The sequence below is a fragment of the Mesorhizobium sp. B3-1-7 genome, assembly GCF_006439385.1.
Lineage (GTDB): Bacteria > Pseudomonadota > Alphaproteobacteria > Rhizobiales > Rhizobiaceae > Mesorhizobium.
In genome coordinates this window covers 77,714-103,697 of the sequence record NZ_VFTL01000013.1, presented here as the reverse complement: position 1 = coordinate 103,697, position 25,984 = coordinate 77,714, and the positions used below count along the sequence as shown (strand labels likewise).

The following is a 25,984-nucleotide window of genomic DNA, read 5'->3' as shown; positions in this document are numbered from 1 at the left end:
GTCGCTAATTCCCCATTTTCTACACTTTGCGGAAACCCCTCTCCGTCCCGGCTTCGCCAGGCCACCTCTCCCCACTGCGCGGCGCGAGGAAGCAGCGCGCAAGCCTTGAACCATCACGAAAAGTCCGTTGATCCATCATAATTTTGTGATGGTCTTGGGCGATCCGCTGGGCCATAGCGTCAGGCCATGGTCACCGCTACAGCCGATCTCGATCAGGATGCCAAGGCCCGCCGCGGTTTCCTCCTGGCGCTCGGCGCCTATTTCCTCTGGGGACTGCTGCCCTTCTACATGAAGGCGGTGGCGCATCTGCCGCTTGCCGAGGTGATCGCCAACCGCGTCGTCTGGTCGGTGCCGATCGCGGCGGCGGTGCTCATCTGGGCTGGCCGCACCGCCGACTTCAAGGCGGCGATCCGCTCGCCGAAGAGCCTTGCCATGGCGGCGCTGACGGCGGTGCTGATCTCGATCAACTGGGGCATCTATGTCTGGGCGATCGCGGTCGACCGCACCGTCGAGACCGCGCTCGGCTATTACATCAACCCGCTGGTGGTCGTCGTTGTCGGTGCGGTGCTGCTCGGCGAGCGGCTCGACCGGTTGCAGATCGCCGCGGTGGCGCTGGCCGCGGTCGCGGTGATGGTGCTCACAATCGAGTCCGGCAAATTGCCCTGGGTGTCGCTGGCGCTCGCCTTCTCCTTCGCCGCCTACGGCTTCTTCCGCAAGACACTGCCGATCGGCCCGAGCCAGGGGTTCCTGCTCGAAGTGCTTTTGCTGTCGGTGCCGGCGCTCTGCTACATCGTCTACCTGATCGCCACCGGCCAGGATCATCTGATTTCCGGCACAGGCGCCGACACCGCATTGCTGATCGGCTGCGGCCCGGTCACCGCGGTGCCGCTGCTGCTCTTTGCCTTCGGCGCCAGGCTGCTGCGCCTGTCCACCATCGGCATCATGCAATATATCGCGCCGACCATGGTGTTCCTGATCGCCGTGCTGATCTTCGACGAGCCGTTCGGCGGCACCCAGGCTGTCGCCTTTGCGCTGATCTGGGCAGCTCTGGCCATGTATAGCTGGTCGATGTTCAGGGGGCGCGAGGTCCGCCCGCCGGCTCCCGCGACGAGATAAGCAAAGTGCAAGGCGGTTTTCCGCCCGGAATTGCGTAAACGAGAAGCAGAGGGCACCCGATGTACGTTCTGCATATCGGCAACAAGAACTATTCGTCCTGGTCGCTGCGCCCGTGGCTGCTGATGCGTGTCCTCGGTATTCCCTTCGAGGAGCGGCTGACGCCGTTCCCACCCGGATCGAGTTTCGGCCTCTACCGGCAGTTCTCGCCAAATGGACGCGTGCCCTGTCTTGTCGATGATGGCTGGGCCGTCTGGGATTCGCTCTCGATCGTCGAATACCTTGCCGAACGCCACCCGGGCGTCTGGCCGTCGGAGACGAAGGCGCGCGCCTGGGCGCGCTCGGCCGCCGCCGAGATGCATTCGAGCTTCACCGCGCTGCGCAATGACTGCCCGATGAGCTGCGGCGTGCGGGTAAAGCTTTCGCCCATGTCCGGCGCGCTGAAGCACGACATCTTCCGCATGGGAGACTTGTGGAACGATGGCTTTGCGCGTTTCGGCGGACCTTTCCTGGCCGGCGACCGTTTTGGAGCCGTCGATGCCTTCTTCGCCCCCATCGCGTTCAGGGCGCAGTCCTATGGCCTGGCATTTGAAGGCGCAGCCGCCGCCTATCCGTCGCGGCTGCTCGACCTGCCGGCCATGCGCGAATGGTACGCGGCCGGACTTGCCGAGACGTGGCGCGAACCCGGCCACGAAGCCGAAGTCGCCGCCGCCGGCGCCGTCGTCGAGGATCTGCGGGCAACCGCGTAGTCCCGATTGCTTCAGACCCGCCCCAGCCGCCGCACGATCATATAGACGATGCCGGCGATGACGACCGAGATCGCCGTCACCACCCAGAATCCCAGCGGCGTGTCGACCAGCGGCAGTCCGCCGACATTCATGCCGAACAGGCCGGAGATGATCGTCATCGGCAACAGCACCGCCGTCATGACGGAGAGGATATAGAGCAGCTGGTTCGACTGCTCTGTCAACTTGGCCATCAGCTCGTCCTGCAGGAGCCTTGTTCGGGCCTGCAACTGCTCGCCGTCGTGATGCAGCGTGTGCGCCCGGTGCGATAGCCGCGTCGCCATGTCGTTGATCGGGTCCGGCAGCTCGTTGCGATGCGAATGGTCGAGGTGGCGGAAGAGGTTGGTGAGCGTCGCCATCTGCCGGTGGATCAGAACCAGCTGCCGGCGCGCATCGACCAGCGCCTGGCGCTCGCTGTGCCATGCATCGACGACGATCCGGTCCTCGATGCCGTCCAGCGTATCGCCCATCTTGTCGAGCTCGGCCGCCATGCCGTCGAGCGACTGGCCCATCACCGCCTCGATCAGCTCGGCCGGCGTGCGGAATTTTCGCGTGCCGCCCTCCACCAGCTTGCGGATCTTGTCGACCGATTCCAGCGGCTGCTTGCGGGCGCCGACCAGCATCTTGTCGTTGAAGGCGAAACGGAAATGCGTGAGCCCGCGCGCCTCGGCGAAGTCATGCCTGAGGTCGGGCAAGTCGCCATAGAGGAAGTCGTCCTCGAAATCGATCTGGCAGCCATGGCTGGGCGACAGGAAGGCATCGCGCACCGGCTGCGGCAGGGCCTGCTCGGCGCCGATCTCCTGGCGGGCGCGCATGTCGGTGATCTGGTAGCTGCGCCAGCTCCAATGCGCCTCGGCGGGATCCTTGGTGCGGGAGCCGTCGGCCTTGAAATGATAGATGAAGAACAGTCCGTGCTCGTCCGGCAGATAGGGCGAGAGGTCGGTGCCTTCGGCGGGGAGGGCGATGTTCATGGCGGCTTCGCCGGCTGTTAGTACGGTCAGGGGTCGCGGGGGGGCGGCCAGGGGCAAACCTACCATGGCGATTGCCGCCCAGTGTGACAGTTTGGTGACCGTCTTTACGGCTGCAGTCACTCTCGACAGAGCCGTCCTATCGTTGGCCGAACTGGCTGCGCAGCCGTGGCGTTGCGATCAAACGGCAGCTCGCTTCGCCTGCCTATCCAGTCGCCAGCCATTTGCGCGACATCGCGAAGGTCCTGAAAGATTTTGGGTCCATCGGACGCCCGAAAGCGTAGCCTTGCAGGATGTCGCAGCCAAGCTCTTTCAGGATGCGCGCGTGTTCCATCGTCTCGACGCCTTCCGCCACGACCCCGATGCCGAGCGATTTGCCGATCTCGATGATTGACGACACCAGCCGCCGCTGCGCCGCCGAGCCCGTTATCGGCGTGACGAGCTGCCGGTCGATTTTGAGACGGCGCGGTTGCAGTTTGAGCAGGCTGACGACGGACGCATGGCCCGTGCCGAAATCGTCGATCTCGATGTCGATCCCGAACTCCTTGATGTGCTCGATGTTCCAGGCGACAAGCTCGTCATTTTCGTCCAGGAAAATGGATTCCACGAGCTCGAACGAGACGGTTCCCTCCTTGATCGCCAGCATGCGCAGGCCGTTGATCAGGTCTTTGTCCTCCAGCCTTCGTGCTGAGACGTTGACGGAAAAGCGCGGAATGTTGAGGCCGTCGCGCGACCAGCGCTGGAAATTCTCCAGCGTTTGTTCGAGGATCGTGCGGTCGATCAGCGAGACCACATTCAATTCCTCGGCCACTTTGAGGAAGATGTCGGGGGCGAGGATGCCGCGCCGTGGATGGCGCCAGCGCGAGAGCGCCTCGACGCCGACGATCTCGAGCGTCTTGGCATCGAACTGTGGTTGATAGTAGGCGATAAACTCGTTGCGCTCCAGCCCGCTGAGGATCTCGTCAGCGGTCTGCTTGGTCCTGACGATCTCGCTCTGCAGCTCTTCGTTGAAGAACTCATAGCGGTTGCGACCGCGGCTCTTGGCTCGATAGAGCGCGAGATCGGCGTTGACCAGCAACTGCTTCGCATCGACGCCGCTAAGCGCCGCAATCCCGATGCTGACCCCAAACCGGCATTGGTGGCCTTTATAGTCGACGGGCTGGCGCATTTCTTCGATGATACGATCCGCTAGCGCGGCGAGTTCATTGTCATCGCGCCCTTGGCAAACCACAACGAACTCGTCCCCGCCGATGCGCGCCACGAAGTCGCCTGCCCGGGCGTTGGCTTTGATGACCTTCGAGGCATGCATGAGCATGGCGTCGCCCGCCGCATGGCCGAGCGTGTCGTTGATGTGCTTGAAGCGGTCGAGGTCGAGATGCAGCAGCGCAGTGCGATCCTCGGGCGAATTAGCCAGCATCTCATCGAGGTAACGGCGATTGGGCAGGCCGGTAAGTGAATCGTGCAGCGCAACATGCTCGATGCGCGCCTTGGCGGTCTTGAGTTCGGCATTCTTCGATTCCGACAATTGCCGTTCACGCACCAGATTCTCGTTGAGCAGAACGTCGCTGGTCACGTCCCATTCGGCCCCGACCATCTTCGGCGTGCCGTCGCTGTCCTGGAAGTAGCTTGCGCGCGCGCGCACATGGCGGACGGTGCCGTCTGGGCGAAGCAGTCGATACTGCGACGAGTAGGGACCTTTTGCACCCACGGCAAGGTCGAACTCGCGCCGTGCCCGCGCGACATCCTCGGGGTGGATCGCCAGTGCCCAGTCGTCATAGCCGCGCGGCTTCCCGTCGGCGGGCTTGTTGTAGATCTCATTGACGCGATCGTCCCACAGCAGCTCGTCGGTGAAGAGGTCTTGCTCCCACACGCCGATGCCTGAAGCCTCCAGCGCCAGTTCCAGCCTCCCGGACAGGCGCCTCAATTCAGCATAGTTTTTCTGCCTTTCGCCGAACAGCCGTCCGGCCACCAGGATGGGCAGCACCACCAGCACAGCGGCGAGCGCCATGAGCGCCTGCAAGCCCCGCTCGTTCTTCGGCACGGTCGGCCAACCGCCCTTGGGGATTGCTGATATGTGCCAGGAACCGAACGGCAGCTGCACGTCTGCCGTCACCGGATTGTTCTTGACGATGTCGGCGCTGCCGAAGAAGCGCTGGCCGCCACCGCCAAGCGCATCCTTTCCGATAAGCGCCACATCTATGTCGAGATCAGGGTCGGTGAGGCCGCTTGCGGCATAGAGCCGATCGATATCGATAGCCGCCGAGACAAGGCCCCAGAAGCGATCGCCGCCCCCCGCTGTCGGCACGAAGACAGGGATCCGGCCGATGAAGGCGCGCCCGCCCTGCCTGAGGTCGACGGGACCGGCAAGGACCGATATGCGCTGGTCGCGGGCCCTGAGCGCCGCCAAGCGTTGCGCCTCGTTCTTGCGGTAGTCGAGCCCGATCGCCTTCTCGTTGCCCTCCATCGGATACATCAGCGAAATGACGAGATCCGGCGCGCCGCCAACGTTGCGCAACTGCGATTTCTGCTTGAAGAGATTGGCAGCGAGGGAGGCAAATCTCTGCTGCCCCATATAGGGCTCGGTGACGATGGCCGAGACGAGGCCCTGAACCAGCTGGAGATTGCCGTTGATGTTTCCTTCCAGCTTGGCGCGGATGATATTGACCTTGTAGAGGACGTCCGCGCGCGTGAGTTGATCGGAAACCGTTTTGTTCTGCTGGTCGACGAAGATCGCGCAGATCAAGAGCACGACGAAAGCAATCGCCGCCGGCACGTTGGCGGAAGAGAAAACGGCCTGCCTGATGCGGCCGATATTGAAAATTTTCCCGGTCAATTCAACCCGAATAGCTTTTCTAGACGACGCTCCATCGATCGGAGGACGACGCCCCATCGATCGGAGTTAAAGGAAAGTGCTTAAATTAGAACTTCCATGCCAGCCTCAAATTGCGCCGTTCGCGGCCTGGAGGCTTGCCTTGAGCCAACAAACTCAAGCCATGATTAACGCCGGCCAACTGGGCCGTTCATCCCGCAAAAATCGCGATTTTCCGTTGCTCGCAAAAAATCTTCCGCGTCCGGGAATAAAGCCCGGGCCTTCCGGGTCTTGGCTGTAGCGAGGCCGTCCTCCCAAGGCACGCATCAACCAACCCGGAAGGACTACGCGTATGAACAGAACCGTCTTCACCGCTCTCGCCATCCTCGTTGCCACCGGCAGCGCCTTTGCCGGCAGCGACCGCTTCCCCGGACGAATGGCGGCCAGCAGGCCGCGTCCGTCGACTCCACCACCACTGCCTCCATCGCGAAGCCCGATATGAAGCCGGCGGCCAGGATTGCTGCGGAAGAGCCCGGCCAGGGCACCTGGGGTCGCTGAGCCGGCGGGACCGAAAGGTCCTCGCCCAGGAGGCGGGATCGAAGGACCTGATGCCGGTGTGAGGAAGGCACGCCTCGCCCTGGGTCAACGACCAGACGTCCCGATCTCCCCGGAGCCGGCCGGTCTTCAGTCGGACCGGCCGGCTCCGGTTCCGCAGCCGGCGGAGGGTCGCACCGGGCCCTCCGCCATTCTCTCATACCGCCTGAAACCTGAAGCAAACGCCCAAGCCACAAGAGGAGATTTCTGATGTTCAACATGACACGCCGCATGGTGCTCGGTTCCGCCGCCGCCGCGGCCGCCTTCGGCATTGCCGGCAAGCTGGAATTCGCGCCCGCGGCTTACGCCGAAACCCCGGTCGAGCCGCTGGTCGGCTTCTACAAATACAAGGTCGGCTCGCTCGAGGTCACCGCCGTCTATGACGGCATCTGGCGCAAGCCGCACGACCCGGCCTTCATCAAGGATGTGTCGATCGACGACACCAAGGCGGCACTCGCCAAGGCCGGACTGACCACCGAATTCATGCCGATCCCGCTCACCGTCGTGGTGCTTCAGATGAACGGCCGCACCATCATGATGGACGCCGGTTCAGGCGTCGGCCAGTGGCAGGCCAACGCCACGCATCTGCCGGCCAACATGAAGGCCGCCGGCATCGACTACAAGGCGATCGACACCATCATGATCTCGCATTTCCATCCTGACCATGTCTGGGGCCTGATGGAAAAAGGCACCAACAATCCGGTGTTCCCGAATGCCGAGCTGATCGTCAATGCCACCGAATACAATTGGTGGACGGATCCGAGCCGCCTCGCCAAGCTGCCCGAGGGCCGCAAGCCGGCGGGCAAGCGCATCGCCGAGAACTTCCCGAAATGGAAGAACTGGAAGCTGGTCGACGATGGCGCGGAAGTGGTGCCCGGCATCCGCCTCATGGCGGCGCCCGGCCACACGCCCGGCCATTCCGTCTACCATGTCGATGCCGGCTCCGAGCAGTTCCTCGTCTCGGCCGACACCATGTACGTGCCGGCGCTGCTTGCCCCGCATCCCGAATGGCAGGGCGCTTATGACCAGGATGGGCCGATGGCGATCACCACGCGCCACCGGATCATCGACCAGATGATCGCCGACAATGTCCGCATCTGCGGTTCGCACTTCCCGTTCCCCGGCACAGGCAGCTTCGTCAGGGACGGCAACGCCTACGCATTCACCCCAACCCAGATCTGATCAGAATCGGATCCTGAACAGAAAGCGACAACTCCAATGAAACACGCACTTTTCGCGGTGCTCGGCGCCATTGCGGTGCTGACCGCGACCCCCATCGCCATCGCCGTTCCGGCCTATGCGGTGGACGATATCGAGGGCGCCGACGCGCCGGACCTGACGGCCGTCAAGGCCAAGATCGAGGCCAAGGACTACAAGGGCGCGCTGGCCGACCTGCGCGACCTTGCGCAGGACACCCAGCAGGCCGACGTCTACAACCTGCTCGGCTTCACGCTGCGCAAGACCGGCGACTACCAGACCTCGCTCACTTGCTACACCAAGGCGCTGGAACTTCAGCCCGACCACAAGGCCGCGCATGAATATCTGGGCGAGCTCTATGTCGAGACCGGCGACATGGCCAAGGCGAACGAGCAGCTCGCCTCGCTGCAAAAACTCTGCCCGGCCGGCTGCGAGGAGCTTTCGGACCTCAAGCAGGCCATCGACACCAAGGTGACAAAGTAGGCGGCCCATAAGGCCTCGCCATCCTTTTGGGCGCCACGGCGGTAGCGCCCGAAAACCGGAGCCGGCGTTCCTCTCCCTCGCGCCGGCTCCGACCTTTCAACCTCGGGCGCGCGGCGCCAACCCCTTTTCCAAAGATTGGAGCCGACCATGACACCGATCGAACTTGCCGGAAAACTTCACGCCAGGGACGCGGTCCTGCTGGCCGGCCGCCTGCTTCTGTCGCTGATCTTCGTGCATGAGGGACTGGAACTGGCGACCCATTTCGAAGGCGCTCAGAAGGCGATGACCGCGCTCGGCGTCGGCACGCCGCTGCTTTTGGCCACCATCGCGCTGCAGCTCGGCGCCGGCCTCTCCGTGGCGCTAGGCATCCTGGCGCGGCTCGGCGCGATCGGCCTCGGCCTGTTCTGCCTGATGACGGCAACTCTCTTCCACACCAATTTCGCCAGCCAGAACGAATTGCTGCATTTCGAGAAGGATCTCGCCATCGCCGGCGGCATGTTCATCCTGGCGCTTTCCGGTTCCGGCAGGCTGTCGGTGGACAGGGTGTTGGCCGCCGGGCTCGCGAAGGACACCAAGATCGATCCGCCTATTGAGCAGCATCTGTCGGTGGGGGAGACGAGCCTGCCGGTTTGAGGCGGCACGGAAACCTCTTTGGATTGCTGGCGCCGGATGCTATTTGCTCGGGTCCCAAACTGAAGACGTCGCCTTGAATACGACAAGCCTACTGCGCCATATCAACGCCAGGCGTTGCCTGAGACTGCTGCAAAACGGCCGGCAGCTCTCGCGCGCCGACATGGCCCGCCAGCTCGGCCTGACAAGGGCCACGATCGGCAACGCCATGCGCGTGTTGCTCGATGCCGGCCTGGTCGTCGAGAGCGCCGAAATGTCCCCCGAAACGCGCAAGGGCCGTCCGGGCGTGGGCGTGTCGCTCAACCCTTCGGGGGCGTATTTTGTCGGCGCCGATGTCGGCACGCGTTCCTTGACCGGGGTGCTGCTCGACCTGCAGATGAATGTCGTCAGCCGCATCGTCGAGCCGACCGGTCCGCGCTACCGCGACGCCGGGCATATATCGGCAAGGCTGCTCTCCCTGATCGAGAGGCTGCTGAATGAAAATCCCGCTCTGCAGGACAAGGTGGAGGGCATCGGCATTTCGGTGCCAGGCCTCGTCGGCCGCGACGGCAGCGTGGTCCACGCGCCGTTCCTGGAATGGCGCAACTATCCCCTGCAGACAGAGCTGACGGCCAAGTCGCCGGCCGACTGGTCGGTCATGGTCTGCAACGACGCTTTCGCCTTCGCCAATGCCGAGCTTGCCGCCTCCGCCACGGCGAAGGCCGGCAGCATGCTGGTCGTTCTCCTGGCCGAGGGCATCGGCGGCGCCATCATCGATGACGGCCGTGTCGTGATGGGCGGGCACGGTTACTCCGGCGAAATCGGCCACACCATCGTTTCCGCCGGCGGACGCGTCGATACGTTCGAGATGCTGGCCGGCGCCAAGCATTTCACGCGGCTGTTCGAAGAGGGCCAGCCTGTGGCCGACGGCGTCCAGATGCTGCTTGCAAGCGTCGGCAGCAAGGACGTGGACGCCGCACTCGACGCCTGGGTCAGCGGCCTTTCCGCCGGCCTCGTCAACGCCATCCATCTGCTCGACCCCGGGCGCATCGTGCTCGGCGGCCCGCTGGCCGGACTCTATCCCAAGCTCGGCCGGCGCATCCAGGCCGATATCAAGCGGCGGCTTCTGGCGGGCTTCGCGATGCCCGAGATCAGGGTGGCGCAGTTCGGCGCCGACGGCGCCGCGATCGGCGCGGCGGCGACCATCCGCGACACGCTTTTCGCTCTCCCGGACCTCGAGGCCAGCACGCTGTAGTTCCCCAGTCGGCTATGTCTGCGTTGGCAGGTGGTATGCCTTGGAGATTGGCCGAACCGGTCCGGCCTCGTCATCCACGGGCGGAGCAAGGAGCGTAGCGACGCGCGCAGACCCGAGGATCCATTCCGTGACTCATGAGCGCTGCTGCGGTCCAGAATTCTGCTCCGCTACGTTCTTCGATCAAAGTAACCGAATGGATCCCAGGGTCCCCACGACGCCGCTTCGCGGCTGCTCCGCCCAGGGATGACGACGTTGGGGAGGCTTCCGCCAATCTCCGGCGTTTGCGCTGATTTCATGGAAATAGACGGTGAAAATCCAGTCCCTGTGCTGAGGAACTGGCTGTCATTTCCAAGGTTTTTTCTTGCACGCACTGGCGAACAGCGGGGCGCTGCGACAGTCCATTTTGGGGAGCCAACTCAAAGCACTAGCGCCGACCGCGACCATGCGAAGTCGATCCATCGTCGCATCCTGCAAAACAGCAATCGTAGAAATCCTAATCAAGCGCCTTGACGTGGGGCGGTTTGTGATATTTGTTTTTGTATAAGACAAAAACAAATATCAGGGAGCGAGCCTGTGCCCGTCAAGAAAGACGCCCGTTGTCTGCGCATCGGTATCCTCGGCTGCGGCCCGATCTCGCAATTCGCGCATCTGGAATCGGCGCAGAAGGGCAGGAACGTCGTCCTCCAGGCCGTCTGTGATGCCGATGTCGATCTGGCGCGGCGGTTCGGCTCCTTCTACGACGCGACAAGCATCTACAACGACTACGACCGCATGCTCGCCGATCCCGAGGTCGAGGCGATCGTCATCGGCATTTCAGATGCCTTCCATGTTCCGGCGGCGATCAAGGCTCTCTCAGCCGGCAAGCACGTTCTTTGCGAAAAGCCGATCGCCATGTCGGTCGAGGAGGCGGAGGAGCTGAGAGGCCATGTCGAGCGCACCGGCCTGGTGCTGCAGATCGGCCATATGCTGCGTTTCGATCCAGGCATCCAGGCAGCGCACGAATTCGCCACCAACGAGATGGGCTCGCTGCTGGCGCTGAAGGCCTGGTACTGCGATTCCACCCATCGCTACACCATGACCGATGCAGTGCAGCCGGTGCCAAGGACCGGCGCCAAGGCGCTAAAGCCGGCCGGCGACCAGAAGGCCGATCGCCAGCGCTATTTCATGCTGGCGCATGGCAGCCATCTCGTCGATCTCGCGCGCTATCTGGCGGGGCCGATCAAGTCCGTCCAGGCCCGCCTGCTCGAGCGCTTCGGCGCCCATTGCTGGTTCGTGGACACGGAATTCGAAAATGGCGCGCTCGGCCATCTCGATCTGACGCTGCCGGTCCGGATGGATTGGCACGAAGGCTTCCAGCTCTATGGCGAGAACGGCAGCGCCATCGGCAAGATCTTCAATCCCTGGTACTACAAGTCGAGCGAGGTCGACATCTTCCGCGAGAGCAGCGCTTCCTCCGAGCGCGTACTGGGCGCCGACGGGCATTTCTACCGCCGCCAGCTCGAAGGCTTCGCCGACGTCGTGCTCACCGGCGTGCCGATGAACGGCGCTTCGGTCGAGGACGGCGTCGCTTCCATCCGCGCCATGGTGGCGATCGGCCAGTCGGTCCGCAGCGGCAAGCCCGTCGATCTGGCGGACGCCTCGGGGCCGGTCTGATGTATCCCGCAATCTTTGCCCGAACCTATCCGCTCGGCCCCGTCGACCAGCTGCTCTGGGCGATCGGGCAAGACGGCTATGAGGGCATGCAGTTCAACCTGTCATGCCTGGGATTGGCCAGCCTTCCGGACACCGTACCGGCCGCCGAGCTCACGGCCTTCGCCGAAGCCGCCCGCGCGCAGGACCTGGCGATTGCCGGCCTCTCCGGCACCTACAACATGGCTCATCCCGATGCGGCGGTGCGCCGTGCCGCCCGCGCCCGCTTCGCCAATGTCGTCGCCGCAGCGCCGCTGCTTGGCGCGCCGATCGTGACGCTGTGCACCGGCTCGCGCAACGCCGGCGACATGTGGGCAGCCCACCCCGACAACGCCTCGCCGGCCGCCTGGGCTGATCTGCGCGCCGAGCTCGATGCGGCGCTCGAGCTTGCCGAGAAGCACGACGTCAGGCTCGGCATCGAGCCCGAGCCCGGCAATGTCGTTGCCGACGCCGTTCTCGCGCGGCGGATCCTCGACGAGGTCAGGAGCCCGCGCCTCGGCATCATCCTCGACGCCGCCAATCTTGTCGGCGACCGACTGAGCGATCAGGCCCGCGTCATGGAAGAGGCGGTGGACCTGCTCGGCGAGCACATCATCCTGGCGCATGCCAAGGACATCGACCGGGCCGGCACGGTTGTGGCCACCGGCGCCGGCGCCGTCGACCTCCACCGGTTCCTGCGGCTGCTGCGCTCCTGCGGCTACGGCCAGGCGGTCGTCGCGCATGGCTTCGAGCATAAGGATGCGGCCGCGTCGGGCGCGGCTCTGCGCACGCTTCTTGAGGACGTGTCGTGACCGCCGGCACCTTCACCACCGCTGACGGCTGTGCGCTTGCCTTCGATGCCGCGGGCAAAGGATACCCGGTGCTCTGGCAGCACGGGCTCGGCGCGCCTCTCGACCAGCCGGTCGAGGTGTTTTCCGAAGACACCGGTCTGCAACGCGTCACGCTGATGTGCCGGGGCCACGGCGCCTCCGCGCTTGGCGATCCGTCGCGCCTCTCGATCGCGCAGTTCGCCGACGATGCCTTGGGGCTGCTCGACCATCTCGGCATCGAGCAGGCTGCGGTCGGCGGCATCTCGCTGGGCGCGGCGATTGCGCTGCGGCTGGCGAACTTTCATGCTTCGCGCGTGGCGAAGCTGGTGCTGGCGCGGCCGGCCTGGGTGGATGGGCCTTCCATCGAGCGCCTGCACGGCTATCACGTCGCGGCGCAATATCTCGAAAAATACGGCGCCGAAGAAGGCGCGGAGCGTTTTCGCGTATCGCCGGAGTTCCTTGAGGTCCTTGCGGCCTCGCCGGACAATGCGGCCTCGCTCATCGGCTTCTTCAAGCGACCGCGGCCCGATACCACAATCGCGCTTCTGACGCGCATTCCGCTCGACTGGCCGGGCGTGAGCCGCGCCCAAATCGCGACGATCCGGCAGCCGGTTCTGATCATCGGCAACGACCAGGATTACGTCCACCCTCTGGCCTATGCGCGCGAGCTGGCCGGTCTCATCCCGGGTGCCCGGCTGGCCGAGATCACGTCGAAGACGGTCGATCGCGCGGCCTATGTCGCCGAGTTCCGCAACGCCTTGGCAGACTTCCTTTCGGACAGGGGAGGTGATCGATGACGCGAGCCTCGATCCGCTCGATCCTGGTCGTCGATGTCGGCGGCACGTCGGTCAAATGCGGCATGGTCGTCGACCGGGTTCCGCAGGCCGGCGAGCGGCTCTTCCCGTCCGCCTTGATGCGCAACGCCGATCCCGTCGGCAGCTTCGCCAGGCTCGTCAGGGAGTTCTGCGCCGAGGCGGGCCTCACCCCCGACCTGATGGTCTCGACCGTTCCCGGCTTCATCGATACCGACGGCGACCGCGTTCTGTTCGCCGGCAATGTCCCCGAGCTCAACGGCCATCATCTGGCGAGCGAGCTTGGCGCGCTGCTTGGCTTCCCCGTCATCATCGAACGCGACTCCGTCCTTGTGCTGGCGGGTGAGGTGATCGCGGGCGCTGCGAAAGGCGCCGACAGCGTGCTTGGCCTGTTCTTCGGCACCGGTGTCGGCGGCGCTTTCCTGCAGGGAGGCGAGGTTTTTCGCGGCGGCGGCTGGGCGCTGGAGATCGGCCATATGCCTTTCGGCAATGAGGGCAGGACGCTGGAAGGACTGCGCACGGACTGCCTGGAGACCTACGTCTCCGGCCGTGCTCTGGAAGTCATTGCCGCCAGGCACGGCGTTCCAGTCACCGAGGTTTTTGTCCAGTCCCGGCGCATCCCCGGGCTTGGTGCGGACGTCGACCGGTTCGTGCGCGATCAGGCGCTCGCCATCGGCACGGCGGTGGCGCTGTTTTCCCCGGCCACGGTCGTGCTCGGGGGAGGGGTCTGCGCGATCGAGGAATTTCCGCGCCGGCAATTGGAGGAACTGGTGGCGCTCCGGGCGCCCTTCGCCGAGACGGGCCGCCCGATGGACCTACGCTGGGCCGGGCTCGGCTGGCGCGCCGTCCTCTATGGCGGCCTCAAGGCCGCCGACGACTATGCCGCGGCTCGATCGATGCCTGCATCCGAAGCGAAGCAAGAACGGGAGTCCCTGCCATGAGCCTGTTGGAGCTGAAGACCATCTCGCGCCAGTTCGGCGCTATCCACGCCGTCGAGGACGTGTCGTTCAAGATCGAGCCCGGCGAGATCGTCGGCCTGATGGGCGACAACGGCGCCGGCAAGTCGACGCTGGTCAAGATGATCGCCGGCAACTTCCCGGCCTCGTCCGGCAAGATGGTGTTCGACGGCAAGGAGGTGCAATTCAACCAGCCGTCCGACGCCCGCCGCGCCGGCATCGAGATCGTCTACCAGGACCTGGCGCTTTGTGACAATCTGAGCGCCGCTGCCAACGTCTTCCTCGGCCGCGAGATCATGCGCTCGGTCGGCCCGTTCAAATTCCTCGACCATCGCAAGATGCGCGAGCGCGCCGCCGAGCTGTTCCGCGAGTTGCAATCGGAGACGCGGCCGCGCGACGTGGTCAAGCGCATGTCGGGCGGCCAGCGCCAGGCGGTCGCGATCGCCCGCACCCGCCTGGCCGACGCCAAGCTGGTGCTGATGGACGAGCCGACCGCCGCGATCTCGGTGCGCCAGGTCGCCGAGGTGCTGGCGCTGATCAAGCGCCTCAAGGAGCGCGGCGTCGCCGTCATCCTGATCTCGCACCGCATGCCCGACGTGTTCGGCGTGTGCGAGCGCATCATGGTGCTGCGGCGCGGCCACCTGGTCGCCAACAAGCTCGCTTCGACCAGCTCGCCCGAGGAAATCACCGCCTTGATCGTCGGCGCCAAGGCCGCAGCCTGAAGGCAACAGGGGAGGATGGAATGAACAAGTCTCCGGACGCCAGCAACCTGGATTCGGTCTTCAACCTGTCGGAACGCAGCAAGCTCGGCGAGATGCTGCGCAGCCAGGAATTCTGGATCGTCATCGCGGTGCTGATCATCGGCGCCGTGGTGGGCATGATCGCGCCGCGCTTCCTCACCGGCGCCAACATGGCCAACATACTGCAGAATTTCTGCTTCACCGCGCTGATGGCGATCGGCATGACGCCGGTGATCATGACCGGCGGCATCGACATCTCCGTCGGCTCCACGCTGGGCCTGACCGGCGTGCTGCTCGGCCTGTTCTGCGCCAGCGGCTACCCTTTCGCCGTCGTCGTGTTGTTCGTGCTTCTCGTCGGCGCCTTCGTGGGCATCGTCAATGGAGTGCTGGTCTCGTACCTGAAGCTGCCGCCCTTCATCGTCACGCTCGGCATGATGAGCCTCGTGCGTTCGCAGACGCTGGTCGTCACCAACAACCAGGTCGTCTACGATTTCGGCCGCGCCGGCGACACGCTGCTGGCGCTTGGCAGCGGCTCCTTCCTCGGCGTGCCGAACGTGCTGTGGGCGGTGATCGTTTCGGCCGTCGTCATGCAGTGGCTGCTGTCGATGACCAAATGGGGCCGCTACGTGCGCGCCATCGGCGGCAATGAAAATGCCGCGCGTCTTTCCGGCATCCCGGTCGATCGCGTCAAGGTTTCGACCTACGCGCTGCTCGGCGCCATGACCGGCATGACGGCGATCTTCCTCGTCGGCTGGATGGGCGCCGCCACCAACGCGCTCGGCCAGGGCCAGGAGCTGCAGGTCATCGCCGCGACCGTCATCGGCGGCGCCAACCTGCTCGGCGGCTTCGGCACGTCCTTCGGCGCCGTCATCGGCTCGGTGCTGATCGAAGTGATCCGCAACGCCCTTTTGCTCGCCGGCGTGAACCCGTTCTGGCAGGGCACCTTCGTCGGCCTCTTCATCCTGTTCGCGGTACTGCTTGAACGGTTCCGCTCCAGCCGCGTCTAGAACCTGTCCGGACAGGGGGCCTGTCCGGAAGGTTCGCGCACTTTCGTGCACATAACATCAGAGAGGAGAAAACCATGAGAAGCATCGACAGACTGACCGCCCGAATGGGCGCGACCGTGATCGCGGCGGCATTCGCCGCGGGCATCAACGCGGCGCCGGCTTCCGCCGAGACCTATGCGGTGATCGTCAAGACGGTGAACGACGTCTTCAGCGCCCCGGTCAAGGAGGGCTGCGAGAAGGCCGCCAAGGACCTCGGCGTCGAGTGCTACTATATCGGCCCGTCGGAGGTGAACGAGGCTCAGCAGCTTCAGGTCATCAACGACGTGCTGACCAAGGGCGTCGACGGCATCGCGGTGTCCGCGACCAATCCGAAATCCGTGGCCCGGCTGCTGGCGAAGGCGAAAGCGGCCGGCATCCCGATCGTGACCTTCGACGGCGATCTGCTGCAGGAAGACGCCGGCCTGCGCTCGACCTTCATCGGCACCGACAATTACAATTTCGGCGTCGAGCTGGCCAAGAAGGTCGTCGAATACAAGCCGAAGGGCGGCACGGTCTGCATCCAGACCGGCACGGCCGGCTCGCTCAATCTCGACCTGCGCGTCCAGGGCATTCGCGACACGCTGGCCAACGTCTCCAAGGACAAGCCGGTGAAGCGCCTGGCCGGCGAGAACGGCTGGACCGAGGTCGACGGCTGCCCGATCTACAACAATGACAACATCAGCCTCGCCGCCCAGCAGATGAACGACGTGCTAGTCGCCAATCCCAAGCTCGACGCTTTCGTCGCCGTCGGCGGCTGGGCGCAATATGCGCCGTCGGCCTACCGGCAGGCGGTCGGGCGCGTGAAGGACCGCGTCGATTCCAAGGACCTCGTCATCTCCTTCGGCGACGCCTTCGCGCCGCAACTGCCGCTGCTCAAGGATGGGCTTGCCCACTACCTTGTCGGCCAGAGCCCGTACAATATGGGCTACAAGTCGATCGAGGCCCTGCATGATTTGAAGCAGGGCAAGACGGTGCCGCCCTATATCGACACCGGCTTCGTCAAGTGCACGCCCGACATGGCCGACACCTGCGGCAAGAACTGATCTTTAGACGGGCCGGCGGGAATCCCGCCGGCCCTTTCCAGGATGGCGCGGTGAAGAAGCTCAGGCTTGCCGTCCTCGGCACCGGAATGATCGTGCGGCGGGCCCACCTTCCCGCATTGCTCGGCGATGCCAGGGTCGACGTGGCGGCGATCTATGGCCGCAACAAAAAGACAGCCAGCGAGCTCGCCGCCGAATTCGGGATTCCGGCGATTGCCGAGACCATCGAGGACGCGGTGAACATCGACGCCTCGATGCCGTGGCCGTCGCCTTGCCGAATTTCCTGCATCGCCATGCGGCCGAACTACCTGTTGCTCGACCGCGCTCCCTGGTCCGGCCTTGCCCGCCTGTTCGACCTGACGGTGTTCCTCACCGCGCCGCGCGCCGAGTTTGAACGAAGGCTGCTGAAGCGCTGGACGGACCTGAGCTACCCGGATGAATATGCGGTGGCCAAGGTTCGCGGCAACGACATGCCCAATGTCGACCTCGTACTGGAGCACAGCATGCCGGCGGATGTGACGTGGGAGTCGGGGTGAGGGCTGGAGCGAGCCATGGGGCTACGAAGGACCGACACTGCGACCTGGCGCACTGGTGGAGTGTATTTTCATGTTGCTGAAGCATTGCGTTGTACTTGTGTCTCTTCTTGATGCATCCCATATCTTGCTTGGGCATTTAACGGGGGCGACGAGTGGCGGACGAGGCACCAACAAAAGTAGTGGACGTGACCGAGGCGCTCCCGTTGCCTCCTGACGAGATCAGCTTTCGCAATTACGTTGAGGGCCAATGGAGGTCGATCATCAAAAGTTGGAAACGTGGATGGGCTGCGGAATCAACTTTATCTTCGCTTGAAAATACAATTGAATTTAACAGGTCCCAGATATTTGACAAAAAAGTAATCGATGCAAGGCCGTACGATTGGGAACGAGATTGGTTAATTGCAAAAAATATCCACATGAATCATTTAGATCTTGTGAAAAACAATAAGCAGCATATCGACGATCTTAAAAAGATGTGGATGGAGTGGTCTGATCGGAGTTACAAGTATTTTGAAGATCTCAGCCTTGAGGCTCTTCGCTCTATGGTTTTGATCAATGGAGCGGCTATCATCGCTGCGCTTACGGTTCTCTCGGGTCAGATAAGTCAGCCATGGCCTGCTGCGGTTCTTGTCGCAAAGCTCACAGTTTTTACATCGGTGATAAGTTTGCTAATGATGGGTGCTGGACACTCCTTTTTGTTTCTAAGAATTAGCGATCTTGTTGGAACCGTTCGAGGAATGCTGGTCGGGCACACCAAGCACCACAAGCTTTATGCCGTAGGTCGATACCTTAGGAGATATGCTGATCGTTTTATAAAGTTGGCCAACGCGATGATCTTCGGTTCTATCGTGGTTTTTGGCCTCAGTGCATTATTCTCAGCGTTGATTCTTCTGTTTTCTGCAGGGCCTTCCGCAGTGCAGCCCTAGCTGGCACTGTAGTCTTGCGTAGCCTCATTTGCCTCTACAACACGCTCGTGATCCCGCCATCCACCAGCAGCGTCTGTCCAGTGACAAAACTCGCGGCGTCCGACGCCAGGAACACCGCGGCGCCCGCCAGTTCCTCGACATCGCCCCAGCGCCGCATCGGCGTGCGGCCGGTGAGCCAGGTGGAGAATTTCTCGTCGGCGACCAGTGCGGCATTCAGCTCGGTCTTGAAATAGCCCGGCGCGATGGCGTTGACGCGCACGCCGTGCTCGCCCCATTCGCCGGCCATCGACTTGGTCAGCATGGTAATCGCCCCCTTGCTGGCCGCGTAGGGCGCGATCGAGGGCCGAGCGAGCGCGCTCTGCACCGACGACACGTTGATGATTACGCCCCTGCGGCGTTGGATCATACCTTTCACCGCGGCGCGGCTCACCTTGAAGACGCCGTCGAGATTGGTCGCCATCAGCGCGTCCCAGTCGGCATCGGAAAAAGTCTCGAGCGGCGCGCGGCGCTGGATGCCGGCATTGTTGACCAGGATGTCGATCGGTCCGGTGCCGGCTTCGCTCGCCGCAATCGCCGCATCGACCGACCGCGTGTCGGTGACGTCGATCAATGACTCCGCGACCGTGTAGCCGTTGCCGCGTAGCCTGTCGCCGGCGGCCTTGAGCTCGTCGGCCTTGCGGCCGCCTATGGTGACGCGCGCGCCGGCGGCGGCCAGCGCCTCCGCGAAGGCGAGGCCCAGCCCGCGGCTGGCGCCGGTGATGAAGGCATGCCTGCCTTCGAGGCCGAAGAGACGGCCGAGATAATCAGTCGAACGCAATTTGCACCTTCATCGATGTGTCGACGGGCATTGTCACCCTGCCCAACAGCTCAAGCAAGCGCAAGGCGTCGGCCCTGCCTCAAGCGGCGAGCCACACGTCGGTGAAATCCAGCTCGTATGTCGGATGTGCGTGGCGGTTCATCACCTGCTTGGCCGAGTGGCAATAGAGCTTCATCCAATAGGGCTGGATGATCACGCCGGACCGCTGCAGGATCGTCTCGACGTCCGTCATCACCGCCTTGCGCTTCTCGACATCGGCGGTCTTCAGCGCCTCGTCGAGCTTGGCGTCGAATTCCTTCGAGGCGAAGCCGCTCTCGTTCCACGCCTCGCCCGTGCGGTAGGCGAGGGCCAGCACCTGCACGCCCAGCGGGCGCATCGCCCAGTTGGTGGTCGAATAGGCGAATTTCGCCCAGCCGTTCCAGTAGGTCGAGGCCGGCAGCACAGTGCGCTTCACCTTGAAGCCGGCTTCGCGCAACTGCGAAGCGATCGCGTCGGCGGTGTTCTTGCGGTAGTCGTCGTCGATCGAGAACAGCTCGTGCTCGTAGCCCATCTGGCCGGCCTCGGTCATCAGGCGCTTGGCCTCGTCGAGATCGCGCTTGATCGGCGGCAGCTCCGCATATTCGGGATGGATGCGGCAGACATGGTGGTTCTCGCCCACTTCGCCGGCGCCGGCCAAGCCGAGTTTCAGCACCACCGAATTGTCGACGGCAAGCTGCAATGCGCGCCGCACGCGCTCGTCCGTATAGGGCGCGGTCGTCGCATTGGCGCGGGCGACCACCGTCGAGGCCGACAGGATCTCGCTCTTGGTCAGACCCATGCCGTCGAACACCGCGATGAAGTCGCCATTGCTGTCGAGATTGGTATGCACCTCGCCGGCCTCGAAGGCGCTGACCAGCGCGTTGGGATCGACGCCGTAATCGATCATCTCGATGCCGTCGAGCAGCGCTTCGCCGCCCCACCATTTGCCGTTGGCGCGGCGCTTGAACACCGCGCGCTGGCCGACATCGAGCGAGACCAATTCGAAGGCGCCGGTGCCGATCGGATGCTTGGCGAGATCGCCGCCGCTGGCGTCGAAATCGCGATGCACGAGCAGCGCCGGATAATCGGCGAGATTGGGGATCACCGTCACGTCCGGCGCCGAGAGGTTGAGCACGATCGTGTGGTCGTCGACCTTCTCGATGGCGCCGGCGCGCAGCCTGCCGCTGTCGCCCTCGGTGAGGCCGGCAAAGCGCCGCGCCATCGAATTGCCGGCGGCCGCGGTATCGCACCAGCGGGTGAAGTTGAAGATCACGTCGTCGGCGCTGAAGGCATTGCCATTGTTCCAGGTCGCGTCCTTGCGCAGATAGAGCGTGTAGCGGGTGGCGTCGTCATTCACCTCCCAGCGCTCGGCAAGCATCGGCTTGAAGGTGAAGGTTTCCGTGTAGCGCACCAGCGGCTCGAGGAACTGCCGGCCGATATTGCCAAGGTCGGAGGAATCGAACGTGCGCGGATCCTTCAGCCCCGGCACCAGCATCGCAACTTTCAGCACGCCGCCGCGCTTCGGCTCGTCGGCTCGTGCCTCGGTCGGAGCGACAAGGCCCGCCATCGCATAGGCCGCTGCGGTGGAGGCGCCGAGCGCGCTGGCCACCGCCAGGAACTCGCGACGATCGACCCTGCCTTGTCTCACCGCGGCCTCCCATCCGCCGAGGATGGATGGCAATTTGCGCGTTTCGGTGCTCATTGTTTGGTCCCCTGTTGGTTGGTGCGCTCAAGCGGCGGCCGCCCGCCTTGGCTTCCGCAAAGTCTTGACGCCGGCCATTTCGACGAAGTTGGTCGCCGACTCCCACAGATAGTCGCCGTAGAGGAACGACGCGAAATCGCTGGCGCCCTTGATCGGCAGCGGCGCGATCTCGGCGTCGACGCGCGGCTCGTAGAAGAAGGGGATGGAGTAGCGCGCCGTCTTCGGCGCGATCACCCGATGGCGCGTCGCCTGCACCACACCGCCCGTCCAGCGCTCCAGCAACTGCCCGAAATTCACTGCCAGCGTGCCGTCTGCGGGCGGCACATCGATCCATTCGCCGGCATGGTTCCTGGCCTGCAGGCCTTCGACGCCGTCCTGCGCCAGCAGCGTCACGAAGCCGGAATCGGCATGCTCGCGGCCGATGACCAGCCGCCGCTCGCCCTTGTGCATGACCGAATATTCAGGCTTCGACAGGTCGACCGCGCCATCCTCGGTGCGCAGCGGATAGCGGATCAGCCTGAGCGTCGAGATGCCGCCCTGGAAATGGCCGTCGAAAATGTCGTCATCGAGCCCGAGGCTGCGCGCGATCGAGGCCATCAGCGCCGCGCCGACCTTTTCCATCGAGCGGTAGTAATGCGCTGCCGCCGCCTTCCATCCTGGAACATCGTTCTCGGCCGGCAGCGGCGTGCGTTCGAGCAGCGGATCGTCGGCCGTGAATTCGGCGTCGGCATGCGCGATGTCCGGCCCCATGTCGATGCCCTCCTTGTAGGACACCGCGGTCGGCTGCAGCGGGAACCAGCCGCGATAATAGTTCGATTTCGACGGATCGAAATTCCAGCGCAGCAGCTTCTGCTTTTCCGCGTCCGGCAAGTCGAAGATCTTCAGCAACTCGCCGCGCCGCTCGCGCGTCAAAAGCTCCGCGCCCGGAAAGCCGCGCGCGGTCATGAAGCCGATGCCGGAGGCAGCAGTGAAGATATGGCGGTCTGCCTCGTCGCGGGCAGGCGACGGCGGGCTGAACAGCGGCGCGATGTCGATGGCGGGGATGCCCCCGGTGGTGGTGTCGTCGCTCATCTCATGATCCTTGCGATGCTTGGGACCGGGCGTGCCGCAGTCGAATCCGCCGACAGGCGCGAGCACGCCATGAGGCGCGGCCCTTGCTCATTGTCTGGAAGGATTTCTGGATTGCCTGGCATCGCGATCCGTTTCGTTCCGACGCCTTGCCGGTCGGAGAAAAGCGGCTCGAACCCGGTGCCATGGTGGGAATAAACGTCCAACAGGCAGGCAGCTTTGTCAAGCGTGGGCTGGGGGTTGACAGACCGTCCGGCCTGAACGACAGTCACGCCACCCCATGGCACAGGGCTTTCAAGGGAACGAGCCGCAATTCGACAGGTCGCAGCGCGACCCAGCGGAGAAGCGAGATGCTCGACGAAAGCCGTATCGATCCAACCAACTGTGATTTTCGCGGACGCCCATTGGCACGTGTTCGTTTCGCTGCGAACCAACGTTAGGCGAGGGCGTTCATGTCCATCTCAGGCAAGAACGACATCGACTGGCAGGCCTTCGCCAAGGCGCTCGATGGCATCGAAACCTTCGACACGCCGTCGATCGTCAAGAAGCGCTCGCGCGATTTCTTCTGGTACAGCCCGATCCTCAGCCGTGAATTGTCGTCCTGTTTCGGCGATCTCGTCGCCGCGCCGGTTACGCTGGACGAACTGGCGCGCTGCCTGGCGGTGGCCGCCGAATGGCGGGTACCTGTCGTCATCCGGGGCGGAGGCACCGGCAATTATGGCCAGGCGGTGCCGGTGGATGGCGGGCTGATCGTCGACATGACCGGCATCTCGCGCGTGCTGGAAATCGGTACCGACACGGTGCGCGCCGAGGCCGGCGCCCGCATCGGCGATATCCACGCCGCACTCGGGCGCCACGGTCGCGAGCTGCCGATCGTGCCCTCGACCGAAGCGGTCGCCACCATTGGCGGTTTCATCGCCGGCGGCTCCGGTGGCATCGGTTCGATCCGCCACGGCATGCTGCGCGATGGCAAGAACATCCAGGCGATCGCGGTGCTGTCGATGGAGAAGCTACCGCGGCGCCACGTCTTCACCGGCCCCGAAATCCTCGCCATCCATCATGCCTGGGGGCTGAACGGCGTCATCACCGAGGTGACGCTCGGCACCGTCGCGTCGCCGCGCTGGCGCAACATCATCGCTTCGTTCGACACTTATCGGCAGGCCTTCGAGGCCGGCATCGCGCTCGGCAACGCGCGCTCGCTGAACCTCAAGCTGCTGACAACGATAGACGGCCGCATCGCGGCTTCGATAACCAAGCTCGGGGAACTCGCAAGGCGCCGGCGCGACCTCGCCATCGTCATCGTCGCCGAGCCGGATGCGGCGGCGGTTCGCGACGTGCTGCGCGACCATGGCGGCACGGTCGAGATCGACCTCGACGCGGATGGCATCGCTGCCCCCGGCCTGCCGGCGCTCTCCGAATTTTCCTACAACCACACCACGCTGCAGGTGTTGAAGCAGGATCGCACTGTCACCAACCTGCAGGTGACTTGTCCTGCGCCGCTCGATAGCGGCCTGATAGAGCCGCTGCAGGAAATCTTCGGCGACGAGGTGCTGATGCATCACGAATTCGCGCTGCTCGACGACCGGCTGGTCGCCTTCGACCTGCCGATCCTGCGCTACACCGAAGACGCGCGCCTGACGGAAATCACAGCCATCTATGAAGCGCATGGACTGGGCACTTCAAACCCGCATGTTCCCTATGTCGAAGGCGGCAGCATGAAGCCGGATTTCAAACATCTGGCGTGGAAGAAGCGGCTCGACCCGGACGGTCTGCTCAACTCGGCGAAATCGCGTTTCTGGAACGAGGTGAAGCATTTGTCGGCCGAAGAGATCGAGGCCTTGCCTCGCCGGCGGATGAAGGATCGCAAATAGACTGGTTTTGGCGCCTGCGCGACTTGTGCCGCGCAGGCAGGTTCCGCTGCTAGTGCAAGTAACCGAGCAGCCAAAGAATAAGGATGACGGGCAAAGGTATCCCGATAAGCCAAAGCAATCCGCCTCGCAGCATGACGATCTCCAAAATGTTGCTATGTGAGGCAACGCTAATGCGCGATCTTGGTTCCTCGCCCGCGTTTCGTACGCTCGCGGCTGGCAGATATTCACACCTTCGCGAGAATCGTCTCGGCGATCCGGAGTTGGTCGTGAAGCCGCTACGCCGCAGCAGCGCGCCGCCGTTAGCCGTTTGTGCTGACCCCCTAAGACCTTGTGGCCATTTGTCTAAAGGCGATGAGAAGCCCGCAATTTCGTCCTTGAAAATCGCCTCTTTTTTCTCGCGGAGACGAAGCTGATTTATGGCTCTAACCCATTCAATTTCTTACAGGAATTTAATGTCTGCCGGAATTGCACGATAAAATCCGCGCGCCTATGCTTCGAATAGGATCGCGCCATTGTACCTGCCTTGGGCATGTCTGACGGCGCGATCGGCGAGGGTTCGACAAGCGGCTCTGCGCGGCGAACCTTCCTGGATGCGGCTCGAAGGACAGGTGAGAGAAGTGGACGACGAAGTCGTCAGCAGGCGCAAGCGCCGCAATGTGCCCGCGCCCCCGAGCGAGCCGCTGGCCGAGGTCCGGCCGCCGGTCGCGCGCCGCTCGCGGCGCGGCTGGATTGTCGCGCTGCTCTTGGTCGTTGCGGCGGCCGGGGTCGCGTTCTGGCTGCATCCTGTTCAGGTTCAGCAGCAAGGCCGCCACCGTGGCGGCCGTTTCCGCGGCGGCGATCTTGCGCAGCCGGTTGCCGTTGCGCCCGTGGCGCAGGCCGATATTCCGATCGTGCTCGAGGCGCTGGGCACCGTCACCCCGCTCTCGACCGTGACGGTGCGCGCGCAGGTCAGCGGCCAGATCACCCAGATCGGCTTCACCGAGGGCCAGAACGTGAAGAGAGGCGATTTCCTCGCCCAGATCGACGACCGCACGCTGAACGCCTCGCTGCATCAATGGCAGGGCCAGCTGGAGCATGACCAGGCGCTGCTTGCCGATGCCAAGCTCGACCTCGACCGCGATTTGAAGCTCACCTCCAACGCCATCACCCAGCAGGCGGTCGACCTGCAACGCGCGACGGTGCAGTCCGACGAGGGCACGGTGATGTCCGACCAGGCGCAGATCGAGGCCGTGCAGGTCAACATCGCCAACAGCCATATCACCGCGCCCGCCGACGGCCGCATCGGACTGCGCCTGGTCGATCAGGGCAACTACGTCACGCCGGGCGACGCCACCGGCATCGCGGTAATCGCTGAGATGCAGCCGATCTCGGTTCTGTTCTCGCTGCCCGAGGACAGCCTGGCGCAGGTGCTGGAGCAGACGCATGGCAATGCCGGGCTCAAAGCCACCTTGTTCGACCGCAACGACACCAAAGAGATAGCCGAAGGCACGCTGCAGACGATCGACAACCAGATCGATCCGACCACCGGCACGGTGAAGCTGCGCGCCGTCTTCCCCAACACCGACGGCGTGCTCTATCCCAACCAGTTCGTCAACGTGCATCTGCTGGTGCGCACGCTGACCGGCGTCAGCGTGCTGCCCAACGCGGCCATCCAGCACGGCGCGCCAGGCACTTTCGTCTACCAGCTCAACGACGACAGCACCGTCTCGGTGAAGACCGTTATGCTCGGCCCGGGCAACGCCACCGTCACGCAGCTGCTCTCCGGTTTGGCGCCAGGTGCCAAGGTCGTGGTCGACGGCGTCGACCGGCTCAAAGACGGCGCCAAGGTTACGGTGCCCGACAATGCCGCGCCAGCCTCGGGAACAGCGCCGGCCGCCGGCGCCGCGCCCGCGCAGCCGCAAGCAGCTGCGGCGAGCAGCCCGGCTGCCGGCACGCCGCCGGCCAGCTCCGGCAACACGCCCGCCAATTCCGGCAACGCCGCCGCGGTCACCAATGGCCAGGGCGGCCGGGCAGGCGAGGGCGCGGACGCATCGGGCGATGCTTCCGGCCGTAAGCATCACCGCCATCATCGCCGCGACGGCGGCGCCAATGCCGGCAGCGGCGACAATGGCGGCGACAATGGCCAAGGCCAATGAGCACGC

Annotated in this window: 24 protein-coding genes; 19 read left to right on the top strand and 5 right to left on the bottom strand. The window is 64.1% G+C overall.

The window, feature by feature from the left end:
- Positions 1 to 186 precede the first annotated feature (186 nt).
- Positions 187 to 1,116: an EamA family transporter RarD gene (gene rarD / locus FJ417_RS13140; protein WP_140783744.1), complete on the top strand. Its 930-nt coding sequence runs from the start codon at positions 187 to 189 to the stop codon at positions 1,114 to 1,116.
- A gap of 59 nt (positions 1,117 to 1,175) precedes the next feature.
- Positions 1,176 to 1,862, top strand: coding sequence for a glutathione S-transferase family protein (locus FJ417_RS13135; RefSeq protein ID WP_140783743.1), 687 nt, complete (start codon positions 1,176 to 1,178; stop codon positions 1,860 to 1,862).
- An 11-nt stretch (positions 1,863 to 1,873) separates the two neighbouring features.
- Here FJ417_RS13135 and FJ417_RS13130 read toward each other — a convergent pair whose 3' ends face one another.
- Entirely contained in the window at positions 1,874 to 2,869 is a 996-nt protein-coding gene (locus FJ417_RS13130) for a transporter (RefSeq protein ID WP_140783742.1), read from the bottom strand.
- Between the two features lie 202 nt (positions 2,870 to 3,071).
- Positions 3,072 to 5,699 carry an EAL domain-containing protein gene (locus FJ417_RS13125; RefSeq protein ID WP_226891930.1) on the bottom strand — a complete coding sequence of 876 codons (2,628 nt, stop codon included), beginning with the start codon at positions 5,697 to 5,699 and terminating at the stop codon, positions 3,072 to 3,074.
- 267 nt (positions 5,700 to 5,966) lie between these two features.
- Here FJ417_RS13125 and FJ417_RS13120 point away from each other — a divergent pair, with 267 nt between their 5' ends.
- The 14 genes from FJ417_RS13120 (at position 5,967) to FJ417_RS13055 (ending at position 18,367) form a co-directional block, all read left to right on the top strand.
- The gene (locus tag FJ417_RS13120) at positions 5,967 to 6,233 is read left to right on the top strand and encodes a DUF680 domain-containing protein (protein WP_319022995.1); all 267 of its coding nucleotides are present in this window, start codon (positions 5,967 to 5,969) and stop codon (positions 6,231 to 6,233) included.
- 246 nt (positions 6,234 to 6,479) lie between these two features.
- On the top strand, positions 6,480 to 7,451 hold the full coding sequence (locus FJ417_RS13115; RefSeq protein WP_140783741.1) for an MBL fold metallo-hydrolase: 972 nt from the start codon (positions 6,480 to 6,482) through the stop codon (positions 7,449 to 7,451).
- 36 nt (positions 7,452 to 7,487) lie between these two features.
- Positions 7,488 to 7,949 (top strand): tetratricopeptide repeat protein, encoded by a 462-nt coding sequence (locus FJ417_RS13110; RefSeq protein ID WP_140783740.1) that lies wholly within the window; start codon positions 7,488 to 7,490, stop codon positions 7,947 to 7,949.
- Between the two features lie 147 nt (positions 7,950 to 8,096).
- Positions 8,097 to 8,582, top strand: coding sequence for a DoxX family protein (locus FJ417_RS13105; protein ID WP_140783739.1), 486 nt, complete (start codon positions 8,097 to 8,099; stop codon positions 8,580 to 8,582).
- A gap of 73 nt (positions 8,583 to 8,655) precedes the next feature.
- Entirely contained in the window at positions 8,656 to 9,813 is a 1,158-nt protein-coding gene (locus FJ417_RS13100) for an ROK family transcriptional regulator (protein ID WP_140783738.1), read from the top strand.
- A gap of 573 nt (positions 9,814 to 10,386) precedes the next feature.
- Positions 10,387 to 11,466, top strand: a complete 1,080-nt coding sequence (locus FJ417_RS13095) for a Gfo/Idh/MocA family oxidoreductase (protein ID WP_140783737.1) — start codon at positions 10,387 to 10,389, stop codon at positions 11,464 to 11,466.
- Positions 11,466 to 12,293, top strand: a complete 828-nt coding sequence (locus FJ417_RS13090; protein ID WP_140783736.1) for a sugar phosphate isomerase/epimerase — start codon at positions 11,466 to 11,468, stop codon at positions 12,291 to 12,293. The genes FJ417_RS13095 and FJ417_RS13090 overlap by 1 nt, the downstream gene beginning before the upstream one ends.
- On the top strand, positions 12,290 to 13,108 hold the full coding sequence (locus tag FJ417_RS13085) for an alpha/beta hydrolase (protein ID WP_140783735.1): 819 nt from the start codon (positions 12,290 to 12,292) through the stop codon (positions 13,106 to 13,108). Before FJ417_RS13090 ends, FJ417_RS13085 begins: the two co-directional genes overlap by 4 nt.
- Complete coding sequence (locus tag FJ417_RS13080) at positions 13,105 to 14,064, top strand: ROK family protein (RefSeq protein ID WP_140783734.1); 960 nt, start codon at positions 13,105 to 13,107, stop codon at positions 14,062 to 14,064. The genes FJ417_RS13085 and FJ417_RS13080 overlap by 4 nt, the downstream gene beginning before the upstream one ends.
- Positions 14,061 to 14,801: an ATP-binding cassette domain-containing protein gene (locus FJ417_RS13075; RefSeq protein WP_140783733.1), complete on the top strand. Its 741-nt coding sequence runs from the start codon at positions 14,061 to 14,063 to the stop codon at positions 14,799 to 14,801. Before FJ417_RS13080 ends, FJ417_RS13075 begins: the two co-directional genes overlap by 4 nt.
- 20 nt (positions 14,802 to 14,821) lie before the next feature.
- Positions 14,822 to 15,826, top strand: a complete 1,005-nt coding sequence (locus tag FJ417_RS13070; protein ID WP_140783732.1) for an ABC transporter permease — start codon at positions 14,822 to 14,824, stop codon at positions 15,824 to 15,826.
- 74 nt (positions 15,827 to 15,900) lie between these two features.
- Positions 15,901 to 16,908: a sugar-binding protein gene (locus FJ417_RS13065; RefSeq protein WP_140783731.1), complete on the top strand. Its 1,008-nt coding sequence runs from the start codon at positions 15,901 to 15,903 to the stop codon at positions 16,906 to 16,908.
- A 50-nt stretch (positions 16,909 to 16,958) separates the two neighbouring features.
- Positions 16,959 to 17,441, top strand: coding sequence for a Gfo/Idh/MocA family oxidoreductase (locus FJ417_RS13060; RefSeq protein ID WP_140783730.1), 483 nt, complete (start codon positions 16,959 to 16,961; stop codon positions 17,439 to 17,441).
- Between the two features lie 152 nt (positions 17,442 to 17,593).
- The gene (locus FJ417_RS13055) at positions 17,594 to 18,367 is read left to right on the top strand and encodes a hypothetical protein (RefSeq protein ID WP_140783729.1); all 774 of its coding nucleotides are present in this window, start codon (positions 17,594 to 17,596) and stop codon (positions 18,365 to 18,367) included.
- A gap of 34 nt (positions 18,368 to 18,401) precedes the next feature.
- On the opposite strand, the gene FJ417_RS13050 is transcribed toward FJ417_RS13055, so the two are convergent.
- From FJ417_RS13050 to FJ417_RS13040, 3 genes are all read right to left on the bottom strand, one after another.
- Positions 18,402 to 19,184 (bottom strand): glucose 1-dehydrogenase, encoded by a 783-nt coding sequence (locus FJ417_RS13050; RefSeq protein ID WP_140783728.1) that lies wholly within the window; start codon positions 19,182 to 19,184, stop codon positions 18,402 to 18,404.
- Between the two features lie 79 nt (positions 19,185 to 19,263).
- Positions 19,264 to 20,904, bottom strand: a complete 1,641-nt coding sequence (locus FJ417_RS13045; protein WP_140783727.1) for an ABC transporter substrate-binding protein — start codon at positions 20,902 to 20,904, stop codon at positions 19,264 to 19,266.
- Positions 20,905 to 20,931: 27 nt separating this feature from the next.
- Entirely contained in the window at positions 20,932 to 21,975 is a 1,044-nt protein-coding gene (locus FJ417_RS13040) for a 2OG-Fe(II) oxygenase family protein (protein ID WP_140783726.1), read from the bottom strand.
- 83 nt (positions 21,976 to 22,058) lie between these two features.
- Here FJ417_RS13040 and FJ417_RS13035 point away from each other — a divergent pair, with 83 nt between their 5' ends.
- The 3 genes from FJ417_RS13035 to FJ417_RS13025 all read left to right on the top strand — a co-directional run bounded on the left by FJ417_RS13035 (position 22,059) and on the right by FJ417_RS13025 (position 25,978).
- Positions 22,059 to 22,412 carry a hypothetical protein gene (locus FJ417_RS13035; RefSeq protein ID WP_140783725.1) on the top strand — a complete coding sequence of 118 codons (354 nt, stop codon included), beginning with the start codon at positions 22,059 to 22,061 and terminating at the stop codon, positions 22,410 to 22,412.
- Between the two features lie 12 nt (positions 22,413 to 22,424).
- Positions 22,425 to 23,843, top strand: a complete 1,419-nt coding sequence (locus FJ417_RS13030; RefSeq protein WP_140783724.1) for an FAD-binding oxidoreductase — start codon at positions 22,425 to 22,427, stop codon at positions 23,841 to 23,843.
- A 617-nt stretch (positions 23,844 to 24,460) separates the two neighbouring features.
- Positions 24,461 to 25,978, top strand: coding sequence for an efflux RND transporter periplasmic adaptor subunit (locus FJ417_RS13025; protein ID WP_246687447.1), 1,518 nt, complete (start codon positions 24,461 to 24,463; stop codon positions 25,976 to 25,978).
- Positions 25,979 to 25,984 lie beyond the last annotated feature (6 nt).